General features: G+C 74.0%; 24 protein-coding genes. 16 read left to right on the forward strand and 8 right to left on the reverse strand.

The genetic code is table 11. From position 1 onward, the window contains the following. Nucleotides 1–84 precede the first annotated feature (84 nt). The gene (locus J3486_RS27880; protein WP_207825013.1) at nt 85–1,344 is read right to left on the reverse strand and encodes an amidohydrolase; all 1,260 of its coding nucleotides are present in this window, start codon (nt 1,342–1,344) and stop codon (nt 85–87) included. Then, nucleotides 1,341–2,633, reverse strand: coding sequence for an MFS transporter (locus tag J3486_RS27885; RefSeq protein WP_207825015.1), 1,293 nt, complete (start codon nt 2,631–2,633; stop codon nt 1,341–1,343). The genes J3486_RS27880 and J3486_RS27885 overlap by 4 nt, the downstream gene beginning before the upstream one ends. A gap of 90 nt (nt 2,634–2,723) precedes the next feature. On the opposite strand from J3486_RS27885, the gene J3486_RS27890 reads away from it, so the two are divergent. Continuing rightward, nucleotides 2,724–3,857 carry an Lrp/AsnC family transcriptional regulator gene (locus J3486_RS27890; RefSeq protein WP_207825017.1) on the forward strand — a complete coding sequence of 378 codons (1,134 nt, stop codon included), beginning with the start codon at nt 2,724–2,726 and terminating at the stop codon, nt 3,855–3,857. 18 nt (nt 3,858–3,875) lie between these two features. Here the strand turns inward: J3486_RS27890 and J3486_RS27895 are convergent, their stop codons facing one another. The 3 genes from J3486_RS27895 to J3486_RS27905 are packed head-to-tail and all read right to left on the reverse strand — an operon-like array spanning nt 3,876 to nt 6,803. Continuing rightward, nucleotides 3,876–5,309, reverse strand: a complete 1,434-nt coding sequence (locus J3486_RS27895; protein WP_207825019.1) for an NAD(P)H-hydrate dehydratase — start codon at nt 5,307–5,309, stop codon at nt 3,876–3,878. A gap of 1 nt (nt 5,310) precedes the next feature. Then, the gene (locus J3486_RS27900) at nt 5,311–6,150 is read right to left on the reverse strand and encodes an alpha/beta fold hydrolase (protein ID WP_207825022.1); all 840 of its coding nucleotides are present in this window, start codon (nt 6,148–6,150) and stop codon (nt 5,311–5,313) included. After that, nucleotides 6,147–6,803 (reverse strand): TetR/AcrR family transcriptional regulator, encoded by a 657-nt coding sequence (locus J3486_RS27905; RefSeq protein ID WP_229378732.1) that lies wholly within the window; start codon nt 6,801–6,803, stop codon nt 6,147–6,149. The genes J3486_RS27900 and J3486_RS27905 overlap by 4 nt, the downstream gene beginning before the upstream one ends. 168 nt (nt 6,804–6,971) lie before the next feature. Between J3486_RS27905 and J3486_RS27910 the strand changes: the two genes are divergently transcribed. The 4 genes from J3486_RS27910 (at nt 6,972) to tsaE (ending at nt 10,898) form a co-directional block, all read left to right on the forward strand. Continuing rightward, nucleotides 6,972–7,904, forward strand: a complete 933-nt coding sequence (locus J3486_RS27910) for a L,D-transpeptidase (protein ID WP_207825024.1) — start codon at nt 6,972–6,974, stop codon at nt 7,902–7,904. A 44-nt stretch (nt 7,905–7,948) separates the two neighbouring features. Further along, nucleotides 7,949–9,103, forward strand: a complete 1,155-nt coding sequence (alr, locus tag J3486_RS27915; protein WP_207825026.1) for an alanine racemase — start codon at nt 7,949–7,951, stop codon at nt 9,101–9,103. A gap of 66 nt (nt 9,104–9,169) precedes the next feature. After that, nucleotides 9,170–10,399, forward strand: a complete 1,230-nt coding sequence (locus J3486_RS27920; protein ID WP_207825028.1) for an alpha/beta fold hydrolase — start codon at nt 9,170–9,172, stop codon at nt 10,397–10,399. After that, nucleotides 10,362–10,898: a tRNA (adenosine(37)-N6)-threonylcarbamoyltransferase complex ATPase subunit type 1 TsaE gene (gene tsaE, locus J3486_RS27925; RefSeq protein ID WP_207825036.1), complete on the forward strand. Its 537-nt coding sequence runs from the start codon at nt 10,362–10,364 to the stop codon at nt 10,896–10,898. Before J3486_RS27920 ends, tsaE begins: the two co-directional genes overlap by 38 nt. 313 nt (nt 10,899–11,211) lie before the next feature. Here tsaE and J3486_RS27930 read toward each other — a convergent pair whose 3' ends face one another. Further along, the gene (locus J3486_RS27930) at nt 11,212–11,763 is read right to left on the reverse strand and encodes a hypothetical protein (RefSeq protein WP_207825038.1); all 552 of its coding nucleotides are present in this window, start codon (nt 11,761–11,763) and stop codon (nt 11,212–11,214) included. Between the two features lie 121 nt (nt 11,764–11,884). Here J3486_RS27930 and tsaB point away from each other — a divergent pair, with 121 nt between their 5' ends. The 6 genes from tsaB (at nt 11,885) to J3486_RS45025 (ending at nt 18,980) form a co-directional block, all read left to right on the forward strand. After that, nucleotides 11,885–12,538, forward strand: coding sequence for a tRNA (adenosine(37)-N6)-threonylcarbamoyltransferase complex dimerization subunit type 1 TsaB (gene tsaB / locus J3486_RS27935; protein ID WP_207825040.1), 654 nt, complete (start codon nt 11,885–11,887; stop codon nt 12,536–12,538). 29 nt (nt 12,539–12,567) lie between these two features. Beyond that, nucleotides 12,568–13,035, forward strand: a complete 468-nt coding sequence (rimI, locus tag J3486_RS27940; protein ID WP_229378735.1) for a ribosomal protein S18-alanine N-acetyltransferase — start codon at nt 12,568–12,570, stop codon at nt 13,033–13,035. Further along, nucleotides 13,028–14,122, forward strand: coding sequence for a tRNA (adenosine(37)-N6)-threonylcarbamoyltransferase complex transferase subunit TsaD (tsaD, locus tag J3486_RS27945; RefSeq protein WP_207825044.1), 1,095 nt, complete (start codon nt 13,028–13,030; stop codon nt 14,120–14,122). The genes rimI and tsaD overlap by 8 nt, the downstream gene beginning before the upstream one ends. A 49-nt stretch (nt 14,123–14,171) precedes the next feature. Next, on the forward strand, nt 14,172–14,423 hold the full coding sequence (locus J3486_RS27950) for a hypothetical protein (RefSeq protein WP_207825046.1): 252 nt from the start codon (nt 14,172–14,174) through the stop codon (nt 14,421–14,423). Nucleotides 14,424–14,570: 147 nt separating this feature from the next. Continuing rightward, nucleotides 14,571–15,575: an LCP family protein gene (locus tag J3486_RS27955; RefSeq protein ID WP_307804967.1), complete on the forward strand. Its 1,005-nt coding sequence runs from the start codon at nt 14,571–14,573 to the stop codon at nt 15,573–15,575. An 84-nt stretch (nt 15,576–15,659) separates the two neighbouring features. Further along, a complete protein-coding gene (locus tag J3486_RS45025) occupies nt 15,660–18,980 on the forward strand; it encodes a hypothetical protein (RefSeq protein WP_207825048.1) in 3,321 nt (1,106 codons plus the stop codon). Nucleotides 18,981–19,007: 27 nt separating this feature from the next. Here J3486_RS45025 and J3486_RS27965 read toward each other — a convergent pair whose 3' ends face one another. Beyond that, the gene (locus J3486_RS27965) at nt 19,008–20,012 is read right to left on the reverse strand and encodes a C45 family peptidase (protein ID WP_307804962.1); all 1,005 of its coding nucleotides are present in this window, start codon (nt 20,010–20,012) and stop codon (nt 19,008–19,010) included. 141 nt (nt 20,013–20,153) lie between these two features. Between J3486_RS27965 and J3486_RS27970 the strand changes: the two genes are divergently transcribed. Further along, on the forward strand, nt 20,154–20,510 hold the full coding sequence (locus J3486_RS27970; RefSeq protein WP_207825050.1) for a YciI family protein: 357 nt from the start codon (nt 20,154–20,156) through the stop codon (nt 20,508–20,510). A gap of 111 nt (nt 20,511–20,621) precedes the next feature. After that, nucleotides 20,622–21,821: an RNA polymerase sigma factor gene (locus J3486_RS27975; RefSeq protein ID WP_207825259.1), complete on the forward strand. Its 1,200-nt coding sequence runs from the start codon at nt 20,622–20,624 to the stop codon at nt 21,819–21,821. 172 nt (nt 21,822–21,993) lie between these two features. Here J3486_RS27975 and J3486_RS27980 read toward each other — a convergent pair whose 3' ends face one another. After that, nucleotides 21,994–23,178, reverse strand: a complete 1,185-nt coding sequence (locus J3486_RS27980; protein WP_207825052.1) for a methyltransferase domain-containing protein — start codon at nt 23,176–23,178, stop codon at nt 21,994–21,996. Nucleotides 23,179–23,261: 83 nt separating this feature from the next. Between J3486_RS27980 and J3486_RS27985 the strand changes: the two genes are divergently transcribed. From J3486_RS27985 to groES, 3 genes are all read left to right on the forward strand, one after another. Continuing rightward, a complete protein-coding gene (locus J3486_RS27985) occupies nt 23,262–24,200 on the forward strand; it encodes a polysaccharide deacetylase family protein (protein ID WP_207825054.1) in 939 nt (312 codons plus the stop codon). Further along, a complete protein-coding gene (locus J3486_RS27990) occupies nt 24,197–25,060 on the forward strand; it encodes a polysaccharide deacetylase family protein (protein ID WP_374194777.1) in 864 nt (287 codons plus the stop codon). The genes J3486_RS27985 and J3486_RS27990 overlap by 4 nt, the downstream gene beginning before the upstream one ends. Nucleotides 25,061–25,410: 350 nt before the next feature. Next, nucleotides 25,411–25,719, forward strand: a complete 309-nt coding sequence (groES, locus tag J3486_RS27995; RefSeq protein ID WP_207825056.1) for a co-chaperone GroES — start codon at nt 25,411–25,413, stop codon at nt 25,717–25,719. The last annotated feature ends 75 nt before the right edge of the window (nt 25,720–25,794 follow it).

Here is a 25,794-nt window from a genome sequence, read left to right on the forward strand (position 1 = left end):
ACGCCCGGCGCGCACGGCGATCGCACGCACCGGACGCCGCTGCGCCCGCCCTTCGGGCGGACGACGGCGGTTCAGACACAGGCTCTACACGGCCGGGGCGAGCCAGGCGCGGGCCGCGCCGAGCAGGGCGCGGACACCCAGCTCGATCGTCGGGTCCTGGAGCGGCGCGTACAGCGGCGAGTGGTTCATCGGGATCGACGCGGGCAGTCCGCGTGTGGCCAGCGTGTCCGCGTCGACGCCGGCGAACGCGGCCGGGTCGGCGCCGCCGAAGTGCCAGAACACCGACGGGGCGCCGAGCCCGGTGCCGAACAGGCCGAAGTCCTCGCTGCCGTTGATGGGGTGGGGGAGAGTGAGCACCGCCCCGTCGCCGAGCACCTCGCGCAGCGCGGTGATCGTCGCGTCGGTCGCGGCGTGCGTGTTCACCGTGAGCGGGAACGCGTTGAGCGGGGTGATCTCCGGCGGCTTCGGGGCGCCGGACGCCGCCGCCTCGGCCTCGATGACACGGCGCACCGCCGCGAGCACCTTCTCGCGCACGACGGGGTCGACGGAGCGGATGTTGAGCTTGAGCTCCGCCTCGTCCGGGATGATGTTCTCCTTCGTGCCGGAGTGGATCGAGCCGACCGTCACCACGGCCGCCTGCGAGGCGCCGACCTCGCGCGAGACCACCGTCTGCAGGCGCAGCACGACCGCCGCCGCCATCACCACCGGGTCGACCGTCGACTCGGGCGACGAGCCGTGCCCGCCCCGGCCGAAGAGCCGCACCCGGAAGCTGTCGGACGCCGCCATCAGCGCGCCGGGCCGGGTCACGGCGACGCCCGTCGGGAACGGGCCCACGTGCTGGCCGAGACAGACGTCGGGCGTGGGGAAGCGCTCGGCGAAGCCGTCGTCGAGCATGTTCCGGGCGCCCTCGCCGGTCTCCTCGGCGGGCTGGAACACGGCGACGACCGTGCCGCGCCAGTCCGCCCGCTCCGCGGCGAGCAGCTCCGTCACGCCCAGCAGACACGTGACGTGCATGTCGTGGCCGCAGGCGTGCATCGTCGGTACGTCGTTGCCGTCGCGGTCGGTGGCCCGGTCCACGGACGCGTACGGCAGGCCGGTCGCCTCCAGGACCGGCAGGCCGTCCATGTCCGCGCGCACCAGCACGGTCGGGCCCTCGCCGTTGCGGAGCACGCCCACGACCCCGGTGCCGCCGACCCCCTCGGTCACCTCCCAGCCGTCCTGCGCCCGCAGCCGGGAGGCGACGAGCGCGGCCGTCCGGGTCTCCTGGAGCGAGAGCTCGGGGTGGGCGTGCAGGTCCTGGTACAGCTCCCGCAGGGACGGCAGGAGGGTGTCGAGACCGGTCATGAGTGCTGCTCGCTTTCTACGAGTTCCACGGGGGCGGGCGTGTCCGTCGGCCCGGGCAGGCCGAGGGAGCGGCGGAAGGCGGCCGAGTCCTGCGGGGTGACCAGGGCGAGCACGGCGGCCAGTACGGCGCCCAGGACCAGGAACCCGAAGGCGGCGGCGAAGCCCGCGCGGTCCGCGAGCAGGCCCATCGCGGTGGGCGCCACGACCCCGGCGAACTGCCCGCCGAAGGTGATCAGCCCGGCCCCCGCGCCGGTGAGCGCGGGCGGCAGGCTGCGCAGCGGCACCGCGAAGACGGGCATGTACGAGAGCGAGGACGAGGCGGTCGCCACGGTCATCCACGCGATGAACGCGGTCGTCGTCGGCGCCGTCGCCATCAGGACCAGGGCGATCGCGGCCACGGTCATGGCGGGCACCACGATCAGCCGCTGCCGCCCTTCGAGCCGGTCCGAGAGCCGGCCGCCGACGATCACCGCGACGGCCGCCGCGCCCGCCGGGACCACCGCCAGCGCACCGGCCGAGGTCAGCGAGATGCCCCGCTCCTGGCTCAGATACGAGGGCACCCAGGTGTTCAGGCCCCAGACGATGATGTCGTAGCCGAAGAACATCGCGGCGAAGCCCCACATGGCGGGGGAGCGCAGCACGGCGCGGGTGCCGCCGGACGTCCGGGCCACCGGGGCGCCGGAGTCCTGCCCGGTCCGCGGTCCCGGCAGCCACAGCCGGACCGCCGCCAGCACGAACACCCCGACGCCCGCCACGGTGAAGAACGCCGAGCGCCAGCCGAAGTGGATGATCAGCGGGGCCGCGACCAGCGGCGCGACCACGGCGCCGACGGCGTTCGCGGACTGCACGACACCGTTGGCGCTCATCCGCTGGCCCGGCGTGGTCCGCTCGGTGACGGCCTTCATCGAGGCGCCGGGGAAGATCCCCTCCGCCGCCCCGAACAGGAACCGCACCACGAGCAGCATCGCGAACGACCCGGCGAGCCCGGTCAGCGCGGTGAACGCCGACCAGACCAGCAGCGCCCAGCAGGTGACCCGCTTGGCGCCGAACCGGTCGGCGAGCATCCCGCCGGGGATCTGGAAGGCGGCGTAGGCGAGGAAGAACGCCGAGACGGCGAGCCCCTGTTCGGTGCGGCTGAGGTCGAACTCCTCGCCGATCGAGGGGAGCGCGAGATTGATGACGAGCCGGTCGACGTAGTCGATCAGCCAGGCGCCGAAGAGCAGCGCGACCGTGATCTTCGCGCCTCGGTCGAGGCGCTCCCTGGCACGGGGCGGGGCCGGTGGAGCCACGGGCACTCCTTCTAGAGTGGGCGTCGCGGGCAGGTGGTGCGGCTCGGAAGTGGGGACAGAGTCCGGCCACCGCACAGAAAGGCGCGAAGAATGCAGGAAACCGGCAGGCAGACCGCTTCGAAGCCGGATTCCGCCGGTGACGCCGGTGGTGCCGATGTTGTCGGTGACGTCGGTGACGTCGGTGACGTCGGTGACGTCGGTGACGTCGGCCGTGACGGGACCGGCTTCGAGGAGCTCGACCTCGCGCTGGTCGACGCCCTGCAGACCGACCCCCGCGCCCCCTGGACCCGGATCGGGCCGGCCGTCGGCATCGACGCGACGACCGCGGCCCGCCGCTGGGCGCGCCTGGAGGGCGCGGGCCTCGCCTGGGTCACGGCGTACGCGGGCCCGGTGTTCGCGGCCGTCGGCTACATCGAGGTCACGTGCAGGCCGCGCCGCCTCGCCGAGCTGAGCGAGCGGCTCACGGGCCTGCCGTGGGTGCTCAGCGTCGAGCACGTCGTCGGCGACTTCGACCTGTTCCTGACCGTCGCGGCGGCCGATCTGCCCTCCCTCGGCCGCCGCGTGCGCACCGACCTCGGCCTGCTGCCCGGCGTCCGGTCCACCCGCACCCGGCTCGGCATCCGCGTCTACCGGGAGGGCAGCGGCTGGAAGGTACGGGCCCTGGAACCGGCGGGCCGGGCCCGCCTCGAAGGGGCGCGGCCCGCCGCCCATGCCCGGTTCGGCGGCCTGGAGCCGCACCGGGCGCGCGGCGCTCTCGACCCCCGGCTGCTGACCGCGCTCGGCGCCGACGGACGCGCCGGCTGGGCCGAACTCGCCGCGCGCACCGGCCTGAGCGAGTCCACGGTGCGCCGCCGCCTCACCCGTGAACTGCGCGACCAGAAGATCCTGGTCCGCTGCGACCTGGCCCAGCAGGTCGCGGGCTGGCCGGCCGTCACCACGTACCGGGCGACCGTCCCGCACGGCGAGCTCGACGCGACCGGCGCGGCGCTCGCCCGGCTGCCGCAGGTCCGGCTGTGCGCGTCCGTCACCGGATCGTGCAACCTGCTCTTCTCCGTGTGGCTGCGCGACCTCGACGGGATCGCGGCCCTGGAGTCACTGCTCGACGAACGCTTCCCGCGGCTGCGGGTCCAGGACCGCACGGTCACCCTGAGCACGGCCAAGCGCATGGGGCGGATCCTGGACGACGGCGGGCGGGCGGTGCGGCACGTGCCGATCGCGGTGTGAGCGGGGCCGCGCGACGGTTCAGCCGTCCTGGACGCTCCGCCACGCCGCCCGCACCGCGCCTGCCACGTCCTGGGCCGACACCGGCGCCCCGTCCGCCGCGAAACGGGCCGCGAGGCCGTGCAGGTACGCGCCCGCCGACGCCGCGTCCAGCGGGTGCAGGCCCGCTGCCAGCAGGGAGCCCGTCAGGCCCGAGAGCACGTCGCCGCTGCCCGCGGTGGCGAGCCACGGGGTGCCGGTCGGATTGACGCGGGCCGCGGCGCCGGAGGGGGCCGCGACGAGCGTTGTCGAGCCCTTCAGGAGGGTCGTGGCCCGATAGCGCTTCGCCAACTCCCGTACCGATTGCAGGCGTTGGCCCTCCACCTCGTCCCGGGCCACGCCGAGGAGCGCCGCCGCCTCCCCGGCGTGCGGGGTGAGCAGGGTGGGGGCCGTCCGGGCGCGCACGGCGGCGGCGCCCGCCAGACGCAGGCCGTCCGCGTCGATCAGCACCGGCACGTCCGACGCCAGGACGTCGGGGAGCGCGGAGGCGTCGTCGCCGAGGCCGGGGCCGATCACCCAGGACTGGACGCGGCCCGCCTTCGCCGGGGGTCCCGCCGACACCAGCGTCTCCGGGAAGCGGGCCAGGACCGCGTCCGCCGCCGGGCCCACGTAGCGCACCGCGCCCGCGCCGCCGTGCAGGGCGCCCGCCACCGCCAGGACCGCCGCCCCCGGATAGCGGGCCGAACCCGCCACCACGCCGACCACGCCCCGGCGGTACTTGTCGCTCTCGCCCGTCGGGCTCGGCAGCAGCTCCGCCACGTCCGCGTGCTGCAGGGCCTCCAACCGGGCGTCGGCGGGCGGGAGTTCGAGTCCGATGTCCACCAGCCGGAGCGCGCCCGCGTACTCGCGCGCCGGGTCGATCAGCAGGCCCGGCTTGTACGTGCCGAAGGTGACCGTCGCGTCCGCGCGGACCGCGTCGCCGTGCACCTCGCCGGTGTTCGCGTCCACCCCGCTGGGCAGGTCCACCGCGACCACGAGTCCCCGTGCGGCCTCGGCCAGTTGGGCCGCGCGCGGGCGCAGGCCGCCCTTGCCGCCGATGCCCACGATGCCGTCCAGGACCAGATCGGCCCGGCCCACGAGCTCCGGCGCCGCCGGGGTCTGCGCGTCCAAGGCCGTGCCGCCCGCCGCGCGCAGCGCCGCGACGCCGCCGGGGTGCGCCCGGTCCGGGGCGAGCAGCAGCGCGGTGACCCCGGCGCCGCGGCGGGCCAGGCGGGCGCCGGCGTACAGCGCGTCGCCGCCGTTGTCGCCCGAGCCGACCAGCAGCGCGACCCGGGCCCCGTACACCTTGCCGAGCAGGTCGGCGCAGGCGGCGGCGAGTCCGGCGGCCGCCCGTTGCATCAGGGCGCCTTCCGGCAGGCGCGCCATCAGTGCGCGTTCGGCGGTCCTGACCGTTTCCACGTCGTAGGCAGTGCGCATGTCATCGAGTGTCCCCCAGAAGGTGGGCGCGCAGCAGGTCCGCCGTTTCGGCCGGATGGGTCGACCAGCCGTTGTGGGCGCCCGGGAAGTCCGCCAGGCGGATGCCCAGCGCGTCCGCCAGCAGCGCCGCCGGGCGGGACGGGAGGTGCGGGCGGGTCTCCTCGCCCGTCGCCAGGGTGAGTTTTCCGGACGACTTCGCGAGCGCCGCCAGATCGGGCACGTATGCCGCGAAGCTGCGGTGCTCGTACTGGATCGCGAGGGGTGCGTTCGCCGTCACACGCGCGAGCATCTCCTGGGTGCGGGGCGGGAGTTCGGGGTCGGCGAGCCACGGAGCGGGCCGCATCGCACCGCCGATGCCGTGCAGGAAGCGCTCGCCCGCCGCCTGCAGGCCCTGTGTCATGAAGAGCTCGTACACCTCGTCGAAGAACGCCAACTGCTCGGCCGCGTCCGGGAGCACGGACCACGACGGCGGCTCGTGCGCCACCACCGCGCGCAGCCGCTCCGGGTGGCGGGCCAGGAGGTCGAGGGCGACGATCGCGCCGCTGGACGCGCCCGCCACGTACGCCGGTTCGCCGGGCGCCACCGCGTCCAGGAGGCGCAGCGCGTCGTCCGCGTGGTCCGGCACCCGCTGCTCGGTCCACGGCCCGTCCAGGGTGCTGCGCGAGTAGCCGCGCGGATCGTGCGTGAGCACCGTGAAGTCCGCGGCGAGGGCGTCCGCGACCGGGTCGAGGACCGCCGCGTCGCCGCCCGCGCCGGGCAGCAGGAGCAGGGCGGGGCCGCTGCCGCGGGTCTCGTGGTGCAGGGTCGCGCCGGGCACGGCGAGCGTGTGCGAGGTGATCAACGGTCCTTCTCCTGTGACGTGTCGGGGTCCTTCTCCTGTGACGTGCCGGGGGCCGGCTCCTGTCGGTCCGGCTCCTGTGACGTGTCGGGGCCCGGCCAGTGGGAGAGCGCGATGTGCAGCGCCTCCAGGGTGTTCGCCCACGACAGCTCCACGTCCCGGTGGTGGCGGAAGCCGCCCGCCAGTTCCAGGGTCACGAAACCGTGGAACGTGCTGCGCAGCAGCCGCACCGCGTCGGTCAGCGCCGGTTCCGTGAGCCCGTACCCCTGGAGCAGGGCGTAGGGGCCGGTGAGGTTGCGGCGCAGGCCCGGGTGGTCGTCGAGCGCCGACGGGGCGAGCCGCAGCTGCGTCGCCGCGTACCGGCCCGGGTGCTCCAGGCCGAAGGTGCGGTAGGCGTGCGCGAAGGCGAGCAGCGCGTCGCGCCCCGAGCGGCCCGCCAGCGCGTCCGAGATCCGGTCCGCGAGGTCGAGGCCCGACAGGACCGCGACCCGGGCGCTCAGATCGGAGAGATTGCGGACGTGCGCGTACAGGCTCGCGTCCTTCACGCCGAAGCCGCGGGCGAGCGCCGCGACGGTGATGTTCTCGAAGCCGACCGTGTCCGCGAGGTCGGCGGCGGCCGCCACCACGCGTTCCCTGGTCAGGCCCGCTCTGGCCATCATCCGGGTCCTCCGTCCCGTCCTCCCGGGGCTGCCCGGGACCGTTCCTAGGGGCCCTAGGTTTCTGCTTACGATACCTAGGCGGACGTAGGCCGATCCATCGCTTTTCGCGAGGCGCGCCGCGCGGGTGCCCGTGTTCGGCCGTGCGGCCGGGGTTCCCTCACGCCCATGACAAGACCCACCGTGCGCGGCTCGCTCGCCGTGCTGCTCGCCCTCTGCGTGGCGCTGCCCGCGGGCCAGGCCGTCGCCGACCCCGAGCCGCCGCCCCGGCCCGCCGCCCCCGCCCAGGCCCCGGAACTCGTCCCCGGCGTCCCGTCCGCGCCCTACGACCCGTGGCGGATGGACACCCCCGACCAGGTGCTGCCGCCGCGCGTGTACGAGCCGAGCGCCGAGGAGGACGCGATCGAGCCGCTGCCCGCACCGGCCGGGACCGACGATCTCGTCGAGTACGTGCCGCCGGGCGAGGTGGTCCTGCCGGGCCCGGCCGGCGGGGCGCCCGGCGCGCCCGCGGCGGCCGCCTGCACCCGGCGGACCGGCCCCTACCAGCGCCAGGTGGAGCGTTGGCTGCGCCTGAAGGTCGACGGCAGGCAGTCGGCCGCCGACTGCCGGGCCGTCCGCGCCTTCCAGACCCGGCAGGGCATCCGCCCCAACAGCGGCTTCGCCGGACCCGTCACCTGGTCACGGATGCGCTGGCTCAGCGCCCGCAAGAACCCCAACGCCGCGAAGAAGTGCCCCACGCGCGCGTACCGGCTCGCCTGCGTGGACCTGCCGCGCCAGCTGATGTGGGTCAGCAAGGGCAAGAAGATCGTCTACGGGCCCGTGCCCATCCGCAGCGGACGCGCGGGCAACCGCACCCGCACCGGCTGGCACAAGGTCTACTGGAAGCACAAGAACCACTGGTCGACGCTGTACAACAGCCCCATGCCGTACAGCCAGTTCTTCAGCGGCGGCCAGGCGTTCCACGGCATCTACGGGAACGTCTACAGCCCGCCCGGCTCGCGCGGCTGCGTCAATCTCCGCGTCCGTGACGCCAAGCGCCTGTGGGGCGTCCTCAAGCGCGGCGACCGCGTCTACGTGTGGGGGCGCAAGCCCGGAACCTGAGGCTCTGAGGTGTTGTCGGCGGGCTCTGAGAGACTGGGCGCACCATGAACGAGAACGTGACTGCCCCGCTCCGCGCCCGCGCCGAGATCGATCTGGCCGCGCTCAAGGCCAATGTGCGGTCCCTGCGCGCACACGCGCCGGGGGCCGCGTTCATGGCCGTCGTGAAGGCCGACGCGTACGGGCACGGGATGCTTCCGGTGGCCCGCGCCGCCAAGGCGGCGGGCGCCGAGTGGATCGGTACCGCCACGCCCGAGGAGGCGCTCGCCCTGCGCGCGGCCGGCGTCGAGGGCCGGATCATGTGCTGGCTGTGGGTGCCCGGCGGGCCCTGGCGCGAGGCCGTCGAGGCGGGCCTCGACCTGTCGGTCAGCGGCATGTGGGCGCTGCGCGAAGTCGTGGCCGCCGCACGGGAGTCGGGCCGCACGGCCCGCATCCAGCTGAAGGCCGACACGGGCCTGGGGCGTAACGGCTGCCTGCCGGCCGACTGGCCCGAGCTGGTGCGCGAGTCCCTGGCGGCGCAGCGGGCGGGGCACGTCACCGTCACCGGCCTGTGGTCGCACTTCGCGTGCGCCGACGAGCCGGGCCACCCGGCGACCGCCGCCCAACTGGCCGCGTTCCGCGAGATGGTCGGGTACGCGGAGGGCGAGGGCATCACCCCCGAGGTACGGCACATCGCCAACTCGCCGGGGACGCTCACGCTCCCGGAGACCCACTTCGACCTCGTCCGCCCCGGCATCGCCATGTACGGGATCTCGCCGAGCCCCGAGCTCGGCACGCCGGAGGACTTCGGTCTTCGCCCGGTCATGACGCTCAAGGCGTCGCTCGCGCTGGTGAAGCACGCGCCGGGTGGACTCGGCGTCAGTTACGGGCATCACTACGTCACACCGGGTCCGACGACCCTCGGTCTGGTGCCGCTCGGTTACGCGGACGGCATCCCGCGGCACGCCTCGGGCACCGGCCCGGTCCTGATCGGCGGCAAGCGGCGCACGGTCGCGGGCCGGGTCGCGATGGACCAGTTCGTCGTCGACCTCGGCGGGGACGAGCCGGCCGTGGGCGACGAGGCGGTCCTGTTCGGCCCCGGCGACCGGGGCGAGCCGACCGCGGAGGACTGGGCGGCGGCGTCCGGGACCATCGCGTACGAGATCGTCACGCGGATCGGATCCCGCGTCCCGCGCGTCTACGTGGACGAGGGCGGCGCCTGACCCGGAGTCCCGGGGTACCCCGGGGGTAGCACGGACCGTACGGGAATCACAGCGAGGGAGCGGCACGTGAGCGAGACCAGCGCACAGGCCACGGCGGCCGTCACCGAAGCGGCCGCTTCGGGGAGCTGGCGGCGGGCCGGTCTCGCGGGCGCCGCGATAGGCGTCGTCGCCGCGGGCGCGGCCGCCGGGGTCGCCGTCGAGCGGCTCACGGTCGGGCGCGGCATGCGCAGGAAGGCCCGGCTCGCCCTCGACGCGTCCGGTCCGTACGGATCACTGCGCGGCGTCCCCGGCAAGGCGTACGCCGCCGACGGCACCGAGCTGTACTACGAGGTCGACGAGATCGACGAGAGCGGCACCGGCACCCGCAGGCGGCGGCTGTTCGGCCGCAAGACGCCGGCCCCCGTCACCGTCGTCTTCAGCCACGGCTACTGCCTCAACCAGGACTCCTGGCACTTCCAGCGCGCGGCCCTGCGCGGCGTGGTGCGCTGCGTGTACTGGGACCAGCGCAGCCACGGCCGCTCGGGGCGCGGCGCGGAGCAGGTGGAGGCCGGCACGCCGGTCTCCATCGACACTCTCGGCGGCGACCTCAAGGCGGTCGTCGACGCGGCCGCGCCGGAGGGCCCGCTGGTCCTCGTCGGCCACTCCATGGGCGGCATGACCGTGATGGCGCTGGCCGACCAGCACCCCGGTCTGGTGCGCGAGCGGGTCGTGGGCACGGCCCTCGTCGGTACGTCGTCGGGCAGGCTCGGCGAGGTCAACTACGGGCTCCCGGTGGCCGGGGTCAACGTGGTGCGGCGGGTCCTGCCGGGCGTCCTGAAGGCCCTCGGCCAGCGCGCCGAACTGGTCGAGAAGGGCCGCAGAGCGACCGCCGACCTGTTCGCCGGGATCATCAAGCGGTACTCGTTCGCGAGCCGCGACGTCGACCCGGCGATCGCCCGGTTCGCCGAGCGGATGATCGAGGGCACACCGATCGACGTGGTCGCCGAGTTCTACCCGGCGTTCCAGGAGCACGACAAGACGGCCGCGCTCGCAGCCTTCGCCGGACTGCCGGCGCTGGTCCTCGCCGGCGAGCAGGACCTGGTCACGCCGAGCGAGCACAGCGAGGCCATCGCGGAGCTGCTGCCGGACGCCGAGTTCGTGCTGGTGCCGGACGCCGGGCACCTGGTGATGCTGGAGCACCCCGAGGTGGTCACCGACCGGCTCGCCGACCTCCTCGCCCGTACGGGGGCCGTGCCCGCAGCGGCTACCGTGGGGATTTATGGAGACACCGGCAGCACCGCACAACCCGGCGGCTGAACCCGCCACCCCCGTCACGACCGTCACGGTCACCGTCAACTCCCCGGAAGAAATGCGGGAGTTGGGCCTGGCCCTGGCCAAACAGCTGCGCCCCGGCGACCTCGTGATGCTCACCGGTGAACTCGGCGCGGGCAAGACGACCCTGACCCGCGGCCTCGGCGAGGGCCTCGGCGTGCGCGGCGCGGTGACCTCCCCGACCTTCGTGATCGCCCGCGTCCACCCGCCGCTGGGGGACGGCCCCGCGCTGGTGCACGTCGACGCGTACCGGCTGGGCGGCGGCCTCGACGAGATGGAGGACCTGGACCTCGACGTCTCGCTGCCGGACTCCGTGGTCGTCGTGGAGTGGGGCGACGGCAAGGTCGAGGAGCTCTCCGACGACCGCCTGCACGTGCTGATCGACCGGGCCACGGGGGACACGTCGGACGAGGTGCGCGTGGTGACGTTCAACGGGATCGGGGGACGCTGGGCCGGGGAGGGGCTGGGGTCGCTCGGGGGGTGAGCCGCCCAGCTGGACGGTGACAGGGTGCCGACAGGCTGTCGGCAAAGTGTTGCGCGACGGCACCGCGGCGTGTTCACATGGAGACCGGACTTGGTTAGGTCTACCTAACTACGTGAACTGCGACGGTCCCGGGAGGCACCCATGCCGGCTTCGGAACGTGAGGCACACGACGTGCCGCGCGCAGTGCCACGCGCAGTGCCGATGAGCGAGCTGCTGGCCTCGTGCGCGGCGGCCCGTGCCGTGTCGACACCACCGCCCGCTCCCGAACGCGTCCACCCCGCGTGCGGCGAGGAGCACAGGGACGCGGCGTGAGCTACGGGACAACCACCACGGAGCGCCCGTAGGTCGCGAACTCCCACATCGCGTTGCCGTCGGCCCGCGACTCGCGGATGCCGCCGGTCTGCTTCGACGGGTCGGGGTCGGGCGTGGAGCCGTCGACGGCGGCGCTGAACCCGATCACGACCCCGTCGGTGCTCGCGAACCGCACCACGTGCTCGATCGGCGTGCCGTCCGTGCCGGTGATGGCGCCGGAGCGCGACGTCACCGCGTACTTGCCGGGCGCCGGGTCCACCGTGCCGGGCGTCACCTCGTACGTGCGCTGCACCTTGTCGCGCCCGCCGACCAGCCAGACCCGGTTCGCACCCAGGGCGTAGACGACGCGCTCGCCCTTGCCGGACTGGGCGGGCAGCGCCTTCGGGTCCTTCTTCTGCTTGGGGGAGCTGGACGCCGAGGAGGAGGCCGAGACGGAGGGTGACTTGCCGAGATCGGCCGGTGCGCTCGCCGAGGCCTGATAGGCGAGGAAGCCGACCACGGCCAGCGCGCCCGCGGTCAACGCGGTCACGAATCCGGTGCTGCTCCGTGCCACCAGGTGCCTGCCTCTCGCTCTCCGGACTTCTCCGGGTGACGGTAGCAGCCGGACCCGGCCCGCCAGCGGGTTGACCGGAAGCGCGGACGTGTCCGGGCCCCCGGGGTCGTAGGCTGTTCGCGTGCTGTTGCTCGCTCTGGATACCGCCACCCCCGCCGTCACCGTCGCCCTCCACGACGGCTCCTCCGTCCTCGCGGAGTCGAGTCAGGTGGACGCCCGCAGACACGGGGAGCTGCTGCTGCCCGCCGTCGACCGGGTGCTCGCCGACGCCGGGGTGAAACTCGACGCCGTCACCGGGATCGTCGTGGGCGTGGGTCCGGGCCCGTACACCGGACTGCGGGTCGGCCTGATGACCGCCGACACGTTCGGGCTCGCGCTCGACGTGCCCGTGCACGGCGTCTGCACCCTCGACGGGCTCGCGTACGAGGCGGACGTGGACGGCCCCTTCGTCGTCGCCACCGACGCCCGGCGCAAGGAGGTGTACTGGGCGCGCTATGACGACCCGCGCACCCGGACCACCGAGGCCGCCGTCGACCGGCCCGCCGACCTCGCCGACGCCGTGGCCGGGCTGCCCGTCGTCGGCGCGGGCGGGCGTCTGTACCCCGAGGCGTTCCCGGACGCCCGCGGCCCCGAGCACGTCTCCGCCGCCGCGCTCGCCGCCCTCGCCGCCGAGAAGCTGGCCGCGGGCGAGGAGCTGCTCGAACCGCGGCCCCTGTACCTGCGCCGCCCCGACGCGCAGGTCCCCAAGAACTACAAGGTGGTCACCCCCAAGTGACTTCTCCCGTGGACGCCGACATCCGCGAAATGCGCTGGTGGGACATCGATCCCGTGCTCGTCCTGGAGAAGGAGCTGTTCCCGGACGACGCCTGGTCGCGCGGCATGTTCTGGTCCGAGCTGGCGCATGCGCGCGGGGTCGGGTCGACGCGCCGGTACGTCGTCGCGTACGAGGGCGACCGGCTCGTCGGGTACGGCGGGCTCGCCGCCTCCGGGGAGCTGGCCGACGTCCAGACCATCGCCGTCGCCCGCGACCACTGGGGCACCGGGCTCGGCTCCCGGCTGCTCACCGAGCTGCTCCGGCACGCCACCGCCTTCGAGGCCGCCGAGGTGATGCTGGAGGTGCGCGTCGACAACACCCGGGCGCAGAAGCTGTACGAGCGTTTCGGCTTCGAGCCGATCGGCTTCCGGCGCGGCTACTACCAGCCGGGCAACGTGGACGCCCTCGTGATGCGCCTGACCACTGAGAACACGACCGAAGAGAAGAACCATGGCTGACGAACCGCTCGTCCTCGGCATCGAGACCTCCTGCGACGAGACCGGCGTCGGCATCGTCCGCGGCACCACCCTGCTCGCCGACGCCGTCGCCTCCAGCGTCGACGAACACGCCCGCTTCGGCGGCGTCGTGCCCGAGGTCGCCTCGCGCGCCCACCTGGAGGCGATGGTCCCCACGATCCAGCGGGCCCTGAAGGACGCCGGGGTGAGCGCCAAGGACCTCGACGGGATCTCCGTCACCGCCGGGCCCGGCCTCGCGGGCGCGCTGCTCGTCGGTGTCTCGGCCGCGAAGGCGTACGCGTACGCCCTCGGCAAGCCGCTCTACGGCGTCAACCACCTGGCCTCGCACATCTGCGTCGACCAGTTGGAGCACGGCAAGCTGCCCGAGCCGACGATGGCGCTGCTCGTCTCCGGCGGGCACTCCTCGCTGCTGCTCTCCACCGACATCACCTCCGACGTGCGGCCGCTCGGCGCGACCATCGACGACGCGGCGGGCGAGGCGTTCGACAAGATCGCGCGCGTGCTCAACCTCGGCTTCCCGGGCGGTCCGGTCATCGACCGGTACGCGAAGGAGGGCGACCCGAACGCCATCTCCTTCCCGCGCGGACTGACCGGCCCGCGCGACCCGGCGTACGACTTCTCCTTCTCCGGCCTCAAGACCTCCGTGGCGCGCTGGATCGAGGCCAAGCGGGCCGCCGGTGAGGACGTGCCGGTGCGGGACGTCTCGGCGTCCTTCCAGGAGGCCGTCGTCGACGTGCTGACGCGCAAGGCCGTGCGGGCCTGCAAGGACGAGGGCGTCGACCACCTCATGATCGGCGGCGGTGTCGCCGCCAACTCGCGGCTGCGCGCCCTCGCCGAGGAGCGCTGCGAGCGGGCCGGGATCCGGCTGCGCGTGCCGCGCCCCAAGCTGTGCACGGACAACGGCGCGATGGTCGCCGCCCTGGGCGCCGAGATGGTGGCCAGGAACCGGGCCGCCTCGTCCTGGGACCTGTCGGCGGACTCCTCGCTGCCCGTGACGGAGACCCACGTGCCGGGTCACCACCACCACGACCACGTGCACGAGGTCAGCAAGGAGAACCTGTACTCGTGAGTGCCCACCCGTCACCCACCACCGCCCTCGCAAGGAATGAGCTTCGCTCATGAGTGCCACTGTGCTGATGTGGGAGGCCCGCGCCGTCGCGGGCCGGGGCGAGGAACTGCTCGCCTGGGCGAAGGAACAGCGGCTCGCCCGTGAGCCGGAGCGGCGCGAGACGCTGCGCGCGCCGCAGGACCGGGTCCTCGTGATCACCTGGTGGGACGCCGCCTACGACGCCGAGCTCCCTGAACTCCCGGAGCCGGACGGGGAGCTGGTGACCCGGACGGTGCACCGGTGGCGGTTCGAGACGGCGTAGGGCGCGGGACACCGGCCCGATAGGGGCGGGTTCGCGGTGGTCTGCGTCTGAGATTTTCCGAAGAAGCGGGGGAAGAGGTTTACCGCTGTAATAATTCGGACTTACGTTCCCTCCGTGACTGAGAAGAAACGGTTCCGTGGGCGTGCGGTGAAGATCACCGGCCTTGTGCTCGGCTGCGCCCTCGTGCTCGGCGGCGGGGGCGCCGGCTGGGTGTACTGGCACCTGGACCACAACATCCACAGCGTCGACATCGACAAGGCGCTCGGCGACAACCGCCCGATGCGCGCGGACCAGGTCGCGGCCTCGCCGTCCGCGTCGGCCTCGCCCTCGGCGGAGCCGCTGGAGAAGGGCGTCCTGAACGTCCTCGTCCTGGGCTCCGACTCGCGCTCCGGCAAGGAGAACAAGAAGCTGGGCGGCGGTGACAGCGGCGGCGCCCGCTCCGACACCGCGATGGTCCTGCACCTGAACGCCGACCGCACGAAGGCGACCGTCGTCAGCATCCCGCGCGACACCCTCGTGGAGCGGCCCGCCTGCCCGACGGAGTCCGGCGGCACGACCGCGGTCGCGTACAACGTCATGTTCAACAGCGCCTACTCGCTGGGCGGTCCGGTCTGTGCGGTGAAGACCGTCGAGACCATGACGGGCGTGCGCATGGACCACTACCTGGAGGTCGACTTCGCGGGCTTCGCCCGGCTCATCGACGCGCTGGGCGGCGTGGACGTCACCACCGACGAGGACATCGACGACGACCTCAGCCAGCTCCACCTCAAGGCCGGCGACCACCACCTCGACGGCAAGACCGCGCTCGCCTTCGCCCGCACCCGGCACGGCGTCGGCGACGGCAGCGACCTCGGCCGCATCAAGCTCCAGCAGCAGCTGGTGAAGGCGCTCGTGGAGCAGGTCGCGGGCTCCGGGCTGCTCACCAGCCCCACCCGCCTCTACGAGATCGCCGACGCGGCCACCGGGTCGCTCACCACCGACACCGGCCTCGACTCCCTGACGGAACTGGCCGGTCTGGCCCGGAGTCTGCAGGGGCTGAGCGCCGACTCCGTGAAGACCGTGATGATGCCGGTGGTGCAGGCGCCCTCGGACCACAACCGGGTCGTGGCGGACCAGCCGGAGGCCGATGAGCTGTGGGAATCGCTGCGGTGACGCTGTGACGGCGGCGGTCCGGGGGGCGCAAGTGAGGGCCTCCCGGCGGGGTCCCCGCGCATCGCCCGGCCGCACAATGCTGCTGTGCTACGGGGGCCGTCCGGACGTCGGGACACACATCTGCGCCTCGTCCGCGCCGGTCTGCTCGGCGTCGTGGGGACGGGGGCGCTGGCCCTTGCCGGGTGGATGCTCGTCGGCGGGTTCGGCGCCGACGAGGTGGCCGCCGTCGTCTCCCTGCTCATCGGCGTCGCGGGCCTCCTGGTCAGCCTCGCGGCCCGGCTGAACCGGACGGCGCCCGTCGTCGAGCCCGGCGTCTACGCCGACGACCTCGCCCGCACCGTGCGCGTCCAGTGGCGCGAGGAGGCCGCGGCCCGGCGGCTGCGCGAACCCGGCGTGCTCCCGCTCGGCTGGGCCACCACCCGGCGCGAGGTCGCCGACCCGCCCGACGCGCGCGGCGCGGGCGGCGCCGGCGGCCGGGTGCTGCGCCGCCGGCTGGACGGCAGGCTCTCCGGGGACTTCACCGAGGCGACCGGTCAACTCGCCGCCGGATACGACCAGTTGCCCGACGGGCGGCTCGTCGTCATCGGCGAGCCCGGCGCCGGCAAGTCCGTCCTCGCGCTGCTGCTCACGCTCGGACTGCTCGACGAACGCCCGCCCGGCGGCCGGGTGCCCGTGCTGCTGCCGGTGTCGACCTGGGACCCGGTGCGCGAACGGCTCGACGACTGGATCGTGCGCTCCCTCGCCGTGCCCTACTACGGCGGCGACCCGGACATCCCGCGCACCCTGCTCACCCAGGGCCTGCTGCTGCCGGTCCTCGACGGCCTCGACGAGATCCCGGAGTCCGCGCGGCGCGGCGCCATCCGCGGCATCAACGAAGGGCTGGGCGGCGACCGCCCGGTGGTCGTCACCTGCCGCGCCGTCGAGTACGAGGAACTGATCAAGGGCGGTGCCCCGGCGCTGCGGCACGCCCCGGTCGTCGAGGTGCTGCCGGTGCCGCCCGCTGACGTCATCGCGTATCTGCGCGGCTTCGACGAGACCGCCGCCGAGCGCTGGGACCCCGTCTACGACCGGCTGCGCGCCGAGCCCGCGGGACCGCTCGCCCAGGCGCTCTCCACCCCCCTGATGGTGACCACGGCCCGCCTCGTCTACCGCGGCCCCGCTCAGGACCCCGGCGAACTCCTCGACGCCGTGCGGTTCGACTGCCGGTACGCCGTCGAGGACCACCTCACGCACCGGGTGATCGACACGGCGTACGAGCCGTCGGGGGAGCCGGGGCAGGCGGCGCTGTGGGACGCCCGGCGGGCCCGGCGCTGGCTCACCTTCCTCGCCTGCCAGCTGCACGACCACCGCGAGCGCGATCTGGCGTGGTGGCAGCTGAGCGGACGGGTGCTGCCGGTGTGGCTGGGGCCCGTCCTCGGGTTCGGCGGCGGGCTCGTGTGCGTGGCCGCGGTGCTCGCCTGGGACCAGCTGGACGGCGGCCTCGGCGACGCGACCACCGCCGTCTACAACGCGCTGAGCTTCGGGATCGCCTTCGCCCTGGTCTCCTCGGTGGTCTGGTACGTCACCGCGGGCCATCCGCCCGGCCGGCTCTCGTGGTCGCTGCACGGGTCGGCGCAGCGGCTGCAGAGCGGCTTTTGGCGCGGGGCGGCGCTGTGCGCGTGGACCGTGGGGCCGGTCGCCGTCGTGGTGACGCTGATCCGTGTCGTCTCCTACACCGCGGGGTTCGGGTCGCTGCAGAGCACCGAGGAGTTCACCAAGCTGCTCACGATCTGTCTCGCGCTGTGCGTCGTCACCGGGCTCGCGCTCGCCGCGCACTCCTGGCTGAACGCGCCGCCGTCCAGCGCCGCGCAGGTCAGCCCGGTCGGCTCGGCCGTGCAGGACCGGGTGTCGAGCCTGGCGGGGGCGCTGGTGGCGGGCCTGGTGTTCGGCGGGCTCGCCGCGTTCGGGCTGCGGGCGGGCCTGGTCACGGGCGGGCTCGTGTTCCGCTGGGCCACGGGCTGGCCGGGCTGGCCGGGGCACGGTGACGCCGGGGCGTTCCTCGGCCACGACTGGCGGCGCACCGGGCACGCGTTCGGCGTCGCCCACCAGGGGCCCGGCTGGCTGATGGTGCTGCCGGGGGCCGTCTTCGGCTACTTCATCCTGCTGTCGCGGGCCTGGCCGCGCTTCGTGCTCGCGCGGGTCTGGCTTGCCGCGCGCGGGAAGCTGCCCTGGCGGCTCTTCGCGTTCCTGGCGGACGCCCGGCGCCGCGAGATCCTGCGCCAGTCCGGCGGCGCCTACCAGTTCCGGCACATCCGGCTCCAGGAGGCGCTGGCCGCCCGCCCGGCCCACGCCGAGGCCCGGCCGGACACGGCGCCGCGCGGCGTGGTGGGCCGCCGGGTGCTGCTCGTGACGGGCGCCGCGGTGCTGGTCGGCGGTGGCGCGGTGGCGCTGACCCGGACCCGGGACACGAGCCGGCTGCTGTTCTCGGCGCCGGACGCGGCGCGGATGCGGGCCGTCGCCTTCCGGCCGGGCACCGGCGAGCTGGTCTGGGGCGACGCCCGCGGCCGGGTCTGGACGGGGGACCGGATCGGCGGGGCGGCGCGGCTCGCCCTGCCCCGGCCGGCCCGGCTCGCGGTGGACCGCGACGGCCGGGTGCTGCCCGCCGGCGTCGACACGCTCGCCTTCGACCCGGGCGGGGAGCTCCTGGTCGTCGCGGCCGGAGGCCATCTGCTGCTGCGGCGCGCGGGGCGCTGGCTGCCGTCGGACACCCGTACCTCGCCGGTCCGCGAGCTGGCCGTCGGCGCCGGGGGCCGGCTGCTGGCCGGGGTGCCCGCCCGGGTCACGGACCTCGGGGTGTGGCGGGCGGCCGCCGACGGAACGCTGCGTTCGGTGCGCGAGCCGGACGGCGCGGAGACCGCCCCGCAGGTGACACGGCCGGTCTTCACGCCCGACGGCGCCCTGTGGGCGCTGTCGCAGGAGGTGGTGGTGCGCTACGACCCGCCGCGCTACGTCGGCGCGGACGCCGTCGTCACCGCCGCGCACACGGGCGACGCGACCGCCGACGTGCTGGCCGTGGCCCCGCACGAGGCCCTGCTCTACGTGGCGAGCGGTGACCGCGGCGGGCTCTGGCGTCCGACAGGCGGCCACTGGTCCCTCGTGGACCGGCTGCCCGGCGCGACCGCCGCCGCCCACCACCCCACCCGGCCCGTCCTCGCGCTCGGCCGCTCCCGCCTGGCCGACTACGAGGAACGGGCCGACGGCACCGTCGAGCTCTGGTCGACGGGTCCCGGGCCGCGCCGGATCCGGGAACTCCAGGGCCACCTGGGCGGCGTCGCCTGTCTGGCCTTCGACTCCGAGGGCCGTCATCTGGCCTCGGCGGGCACGGACGGCACGGTCCGGATCTGGGACGTCACGTCCCTGCTGTAACGGACGGCACGGTCCGGATCTGGGACGTCACGTCCCTGCTGTAGCGGCCGGGTCATGACCGCCGAGCACGACGACCCGCTCCTCACCCGTGAAACCACCGGAGCCGGCAGCGCCCGTGGCGTCCTCGAAGCCCAGCCGCCAGCTCTCCGCCCCCGGCCAGTGGTACGTCACCCGCCCTGCCCCCGGCTCGTAGTGCGCGGTGTAGACCGTCCCGAGCCCGTCCTCGTACGTGCCCTTGTGCAGCGGCGGCCGGAGCATGGCGGCCACGTCCGTGCCCGGCCGCCGTACGGCGTCGAGCCGGGCCCGGGTGCGGGTGGCGCGCTCCTGGGCGTCGGGCACCGGCAGATGCTGGTGGTTGGCCGCGCAGGCGTCCGGGGCCATGGTCATCGGGATGTCGGGACCCACGTACACGGTGACGGCCCGCTCGTGGTCGACGAGGGTGACGTTCTGCGGGATGCCGACGGGGATCCTGGCGAGCCTGGCGAGCGCCTCGTCGACCGTGGCGCAGGTCTCCAGCAGGTAGCGCAGCACGAGGACGACCGCGAACCCCGGCCCGTGCACCTCGCGCCCGCCGAAGGTGAGGGAGACGGCGAGCCCGGCGTCGTTCATCCCGTCGAGCAGCCCCCAGCCGGCTTCCTGCATGCCGATGACGGGCCGCAGGAAGTGCGAGCGGACGACCGTGCCCTCGACGTCGTCGGGCGGGAAGTCGTAGTTGCGCAGCAGTGACCCCGGCGCACCGGTCTGGGTGCACCCCGAGAAGAACGGCCGTACCGCGGCGAGCGTGAGGAACGTCGCCGCTTCCGGCCGCCCCAGCTGCCCTGCGAGCCGGTCGAGCGCCGGCACCAGTTCCGGCATGTGCTCCTCGAACAGCTTCCGGGCCCGCTCCGCGCCCTGCGGGGTACGCCCCTCGGCGGTCAGCCAGCTCTCGGCGAGCGGCCACATGGGGCGCACGTGGGCCGCCCAGACGCCGTCGGAGCCGTCGCCCATGTCCAGGGTGCGGAAGGTCTTGCGGAGGGTGCTCGGTATGGTCACAGCCGCACAGTAGGAGGATTTTCCGGCACTTCTCCAGGGCTTCAAAAAAGATTCCGCGCGTGTGTCGATCCCGGGCCGTCCCGATCGACGCAAGGGTGAGAAGGCCGGGAGAACCCGGTCCACCGCACCCGAGGAGTCACCATGCCGCGCTTCATCTCCATCGTCCGCATCGACGAGACCACCGCGCCCGCCGAGGGCCCGAGCCCCGAGCTCGGACGCCGGATGGGAGAGCTGATCGAGGAGATCACCAAGGCGGGCGTCATGCTCGACACCGCCGGTCTGCTGCCCTCCGCGCAGGGCAAGCGGGTCCGCTGGGAGGGCGGGCGGACGTCCGTCACCGACGGTCCCTTCACCGAGTCCAAGGAGGTCATCGGCGGCTACGCCCTGATGCAGTGCAAGGACATGGCGGAGGCCGTCGAGTGGGCGAAGAAGTTCCTCCAGGTCCACGAGGAGTACTGGACGGTCACCTGCGAGGTGCGGGAGATCGCCGAGGGCTGACAGGACGCCCTCGGGCCTTGGCCGGACGGCCGCCGCGGTGTCTGATGGTGGGTCGTGACAGAACGAGCGCAGGACCGCACGGCCCACGCCACCGTCGAGACCGTCTTCCGCATGGAGGCGCCCCGCGTCATCGCCGCCGTCACCCGCATCGTGCGGGACGTCGGCATCGCGGAGGAACTGGCGCAGGACGCGCTGGTCGCCGCGCTGGAGAAGTGGCCGGACACCGGCGTCCCCGACAACCCGGGGGCCTGGCTGACGGCCACCGCACGGCACCGCGCCGTCGACCTCGTACGCCGCCGCGAGAACTACGCGCGCAAGCTGGAGGAGGTCGGCCGGGCCACCGCGTTCGCCTACGAGGAGCAGCCGCCCGCCGGCCCGGACGACATCGACGACGATCTGCTGCGGCTCGTCTTCATGAGCTGTCACCCGGTGCTCTCCGCCGGGGCCCGCGTCGCCCTCACCCTGCGGCTGCTCGGCGGTCTGACCACCGCCGAGGTCGCCCGCGCCACGCTCGCCCCGGAACCGACCGTCGCCCAGCGGATCGTGCGCGCCAAGCGCACCCTCGCCACGAAGAACGTCGCCTTCGAGGTGCCGTACGGGCCCGACCGGGAGGCCCGCCTCGACTCGGTCCTGGAGGTCATCTACCTCATCTTCAACGAGGGGTACGCGGCCACGGCGGGCGAGGACCATCTGCGCCCCGGGCTGTGCGAGGACGCCCTGCGGCTGGCCCGCGTGCTCCAGTCGCTGATGCCGAAGGAGCCCGAAGTGCACGGCCTGGCCGCGCTGTTGGAGCTCCAGTCCTCGCGCGCGGCCACCCGGACCGGGCCCGACGGCGCGCCCGTCCTGCTCCGCGACCAGAGCCGCACCCGGTGGAGCCCACTGCTGATCCGGCGCGGGTTCACCGCGCTCGACCGGGCGACCGCGCAGGCGCCGGGGCCGCCGGGACCGTACGTCCTCCAGGCCGCCATCGCCGCCTGCCACGCGCAGGCCCGCCGCTGGGAGGAGACCGACTGGCCCCGGATCGCCACGCTCTACGCCCTGCTCGCGGCCCGCGCCCCGTCACCGGTGGTGGAGCTGAACCGGGCGGTCGCGGTCGCCATGGCCGAGGGCCCCGAGGCGGGCCTCGCGATCGTGGACGCCCTCGCCGGTGAACCCGCGCTCCGGGACTACCACTTGCTGCCCAGTGTGCGCGGGGACCTGCTGGAGCGGCTCGGGCGGACGGCGGAGGCGCGCGAGGAGTTCGCGCGCGCGGCGGCGCTCACGAGCAACGAGCGGGAACGGGAGTATCTGCTCGGCCGGATCGACGGCTAGGGCGTGTCTCGAAAGTCCCGCCTGCCCCGCGACGCCTGGCACGCACGCTCGCGGCGTTGCCGAAACGCCCGAATAGCTCCGCTATGAGGACGCTCCGGCGCCTTGCGATCGCACGCACCAGACGCCGCGGGGCCCGCCCTTCGGGCGGACGACGGGACTTTCGAAACACGCCCTAGGCGGGCGCCCCCACCAGCATCGTCGGCGCCCCCGCGACCCGGGTCAGGAACACCGTCGCCGACGCCTTCCCGTACGGCTTCGGCATCACCTTGCGGCGCAGTTCCTCCGGTTCCACGGCGGAGCCGCGCTTCTTGACGGTCAGCACCCCGACCCCGCGCTCGCGCAGCAGCGCCTTCAACTTCTTGACGTTGAAGGGGAGTCGGTCGGTGATCTCGTACGCGGTCGCGTACGGGGTCTGCTTCAGCTCGTCGGCCGTGATGTACGCGATGGTCTCGTCGATGAGCCCGCCGCCGACCTCGTCGGCCACCTCGGCGACCAGGTGCGCGCGGATGACGGCGCCGTCGGGCTCGTACAAGTACCGCCCCACGGGGCGCACTTCGGGATCGGGGAGCCCGCGCGAGGCCAGTGCGCGCGGCCCGGGGAGCAAGGTGGCCCGCACCCGGCCCGGCTCCGTCCCGAACCACAGCACCGCCTCCTTCACGTCACCCCCGTCCGAGATCCACTCGGCGTCGGCCTGCGCCGGGATCGCCTCGTGCGGGATGCCGGGCGCGATCTTCAGCGCGGCGCGGGGCGCCTTGAGCGCGGCGGAGACGGCCCAGGACAGGGGAGGGGAGTAGGCCTCGGGGTCGAAGATGCGGCCCCGGCCGCCCCGGCGGGCCGGGTCCACGAAGACCGCGTCGTACGCGGACGTCTCCACCTCCGTCACGTCCGCCTCCCGCACCTCGACGAGGTCGGCGAGGCCGAGCGCCTCGGCGTTGGCGCGGGCCACGGCGCAGGTCAGCGGGTCGCGGTCGACGGCGAGCACGCGGATGCCGGCGCGGGCCAGCGCGATGGCGTCGCCGCCGATGCCGCAGCACAGGTCGGCCACGGAGGTGACCCCGAGCGCCTTGAAGGACTCCGCGCGGTACGCGGCGACACTGGTCCGGGTCGCCTGCTCCACGCCGTTGGGCGTGAAGTACATCCGGGCCGCGTCCTCGGCGCCGAACTTCGCCACGCCCCGCTGCCGCAGGCGCGCCTGGGCGAGCGCGGCCGACACGAGGCCGGCGGGGTGCTCGCGGCGCAGCCGGGTGGCGAGCGCGAGTTCCTGGGCCGGGTCGTGGTCGCGCAGTGCGTCGAGCAGGGCGCGGCCTTCGGGGGTGAGCAGGGCGGCGAAGGAGGCGGGGTCGTTCACCCGGCCCATTGTCCGCCAGTCGGTGGACGATGCCGCGCGCGGCGGCGGTGTCGGCCCGGGATCAGGGGCGTGAGCTGCGAGGATCCGGCGCCATGACACTAGTACGACAAAAGGAAGAAACAGCCAGAAGAAGGACCGGAGGGCGGGCCGTGCGGCGGGTCGGGGTCGCCGTTCTGGCCGTCACCGCGCTCGCCACCGGCTGCTCCGCGGGCGACGGCGAGGCGGTCCGCGGCGCGGCCGGCCAGCAGCCGCTCCAGGCCCCGCCCGCCCGCGCCCTCGACACGTACGCCACCCACCTCAAGGCCGAGCGCGCCCGGATCGTCGCCGCCGCGAAGCGCTGGGGCCTGGCCAAGCCGCCGCTGACCGCCCCCGCTCCTCCGGCGCGCAAGCCGCACATCCTGCCGCGCAAGGGCTTCGAGGTCGACGACCAGCGGGAACTCGGCCTGCCCCCGGTCTTCACGACGATCCCCACCAAGAACCGGGTCGTCTTCCTCACCATCGACGACGGCGCCGAGAAGGACCCGGCGTTCCTGCGCATGATGAGCGAGCTGAAGATCCCGTACACCGCCTTCCTCAGCGACTACCTCGCCAAGGAGGACTACGGCTACTTCAAGAAGATGCAGCGGGCCGGGGTGACCCTGAACAACCACACGCTGCACCACCCGTATCTGCCGGGCCTGTCGTACGCGGGCCAGAAGCACGAGATCTGCGGGATGCAGGACGTCATCGAGAAGCAGTACGACAAGCGGCCGGTGCTCTTCCGTCCCCCGTACGGCAACTACAACCAGGACACCCTGAAGGCCGCCAAGTCCTGCGGCGTCAAGTACGCGCCCCTCTGGAACGCGGAAGTGTTCGTGGACCGAATGGACTACCGCGAGTGGGACCGGGACATCCATCCGGGCGACATCATCCTCACGCATTTCCGGGGTCGCGAGGACTGGAAGGGCACGATGCCCGACATGATCCGTACGTTCATGAAGTACGTCACCGACAAGGGGTACGCGGTGGCCCGCCTGGAGGACTACCTGTGACAACCGCCGGGGCGGGGGCCGCTGTCCGGCGGACCGGGGTGCGGGCGGCCGTCGCCTGCGTCCTGGCCGCCGCGCTGCTCACCGGGTGCGCGCAGTCCGTCGACCCGATCGAGCGGATGGGCAGGAAGGCCGCGCAGAAGGTCCGCCGCCACCCTGCGCCCCCGCCCGCGGGCGCGCCCGCGGCCGACGCGTACCGCCGCTGGGGCCTGGCCGCGCCGCTGGCCCCGGCGCCCCGGCCGCGCCGGGTGGTGCCGCCCCGCGCGCCCGGCAAGGTCCCGCCGGTGATCGACCGGGTCCCGGTCCGCGACAAGGTCGTCTTCCTCACCTACGACGACGGCGCGGAGCAGGACCCCCGCTTCGTCGACATGGTCCGCGATCTGCGGCTGCCGATCTCGATGTTCCTGACGGACTCGGTGGCGGGCCCCGGCTACGACCACTTCGGCCAACTCCGGCGCGCCGGCGCCGCGGTGGAGAACCACACCCTCACCCACCCGTTCCTGCCCGGCCTCGGCTACGTCGGCCAGCACGCCGAGATCTGCGGCCAGCAGACCCGTCTCGCGTCCCGCTTCGGCGCGGCCCCGCGCCTCCTGCGCCCGCCCTACGGCAACTACGACGCGGACACGCTGCGGGCCGCCGCCGACTGCGGCATCGACGCGATCGTCCTGTGGCGCGCCTCGATGCAGATCCACGACCTTCGCTACGCCGACGGCGACCGGCTGCGCGCGGGCGACATCATCCTGGCCCACTTCCGCGGCCCGTCGGACCTGAAGGGCACGACCCTGACGGACATGACCACCCGCATGCTCCGCCGCATCCAGGAGCAGGGGTTCACGGTGGGACGGCTGGAGGACTACGTCTGAGGCCGGCGCTGCGTGCGACTTCCCCCGGGCGAGCGGAGCTCGCTCCAGGGGCGAGGGGAACTGCGCGAGGACGGACCACCGGGCCGCACTCGGCCACGAAGAGCACTCCCCGCGGCGGGCGGCCGGGCACGGGGAAGGCGGCCCGGCCCAGCGGAAAATCCCGCCCCGCGCCGGAAGCGATTAGCAGTCCGCTTGACCGAGTGCTAATCGCGGTCATAGTCTCGGCTCTGGCACTCCCACCATGAGAGTGCCAACAGCGACGGGCAGGTCCGGCACCCGCGACGACGGATCCACCTGGTCGCCACCCCAGACTGTTAACCCCGTAGATCTCCGAAGGGGGAGACCGGATCGTGTCGACCGCCAGCTCCAAGGTTGCCATCAAGCCGCTCGAGGACCGCATTGTGGTCCAGCCGCTCGACGCCGAGCAGACCACGGCCTCCGGCCTGGTCATTCCGGACACCGCCAAGGAGAAGCCCCAGGAGGGCGTCGTCCTGGCCGTGGGCCCGGGCCGCTTCGAGAACGGCGAGCGTCTGCCGCTCGACGTCAAGACCGGCGACATCGTGCTGTACAGCAAGTACGGCGGCACCGAGGTGAAGTACAACGGCGAGGAGTACCTCGTCCTCTCGGCTCGCGACGTGCTCGCGATCGTCGAGAAGTAAGTCACCCCGCATCACCTGAAGCAGCTTTAGTTGCTTTGAACTGCGCCCCTGGCACCCGCGATCTTTAACAAGCCG

It is taken from the genome of Streptomyces sp. VRA16 Mangrove soil, assembly GCF_017377775.1.
Lineage (GTDB): Bacteria > Actinomycetota > Actinomycetes > Streptomycetales > Streptomycetaceae > Streptomyces.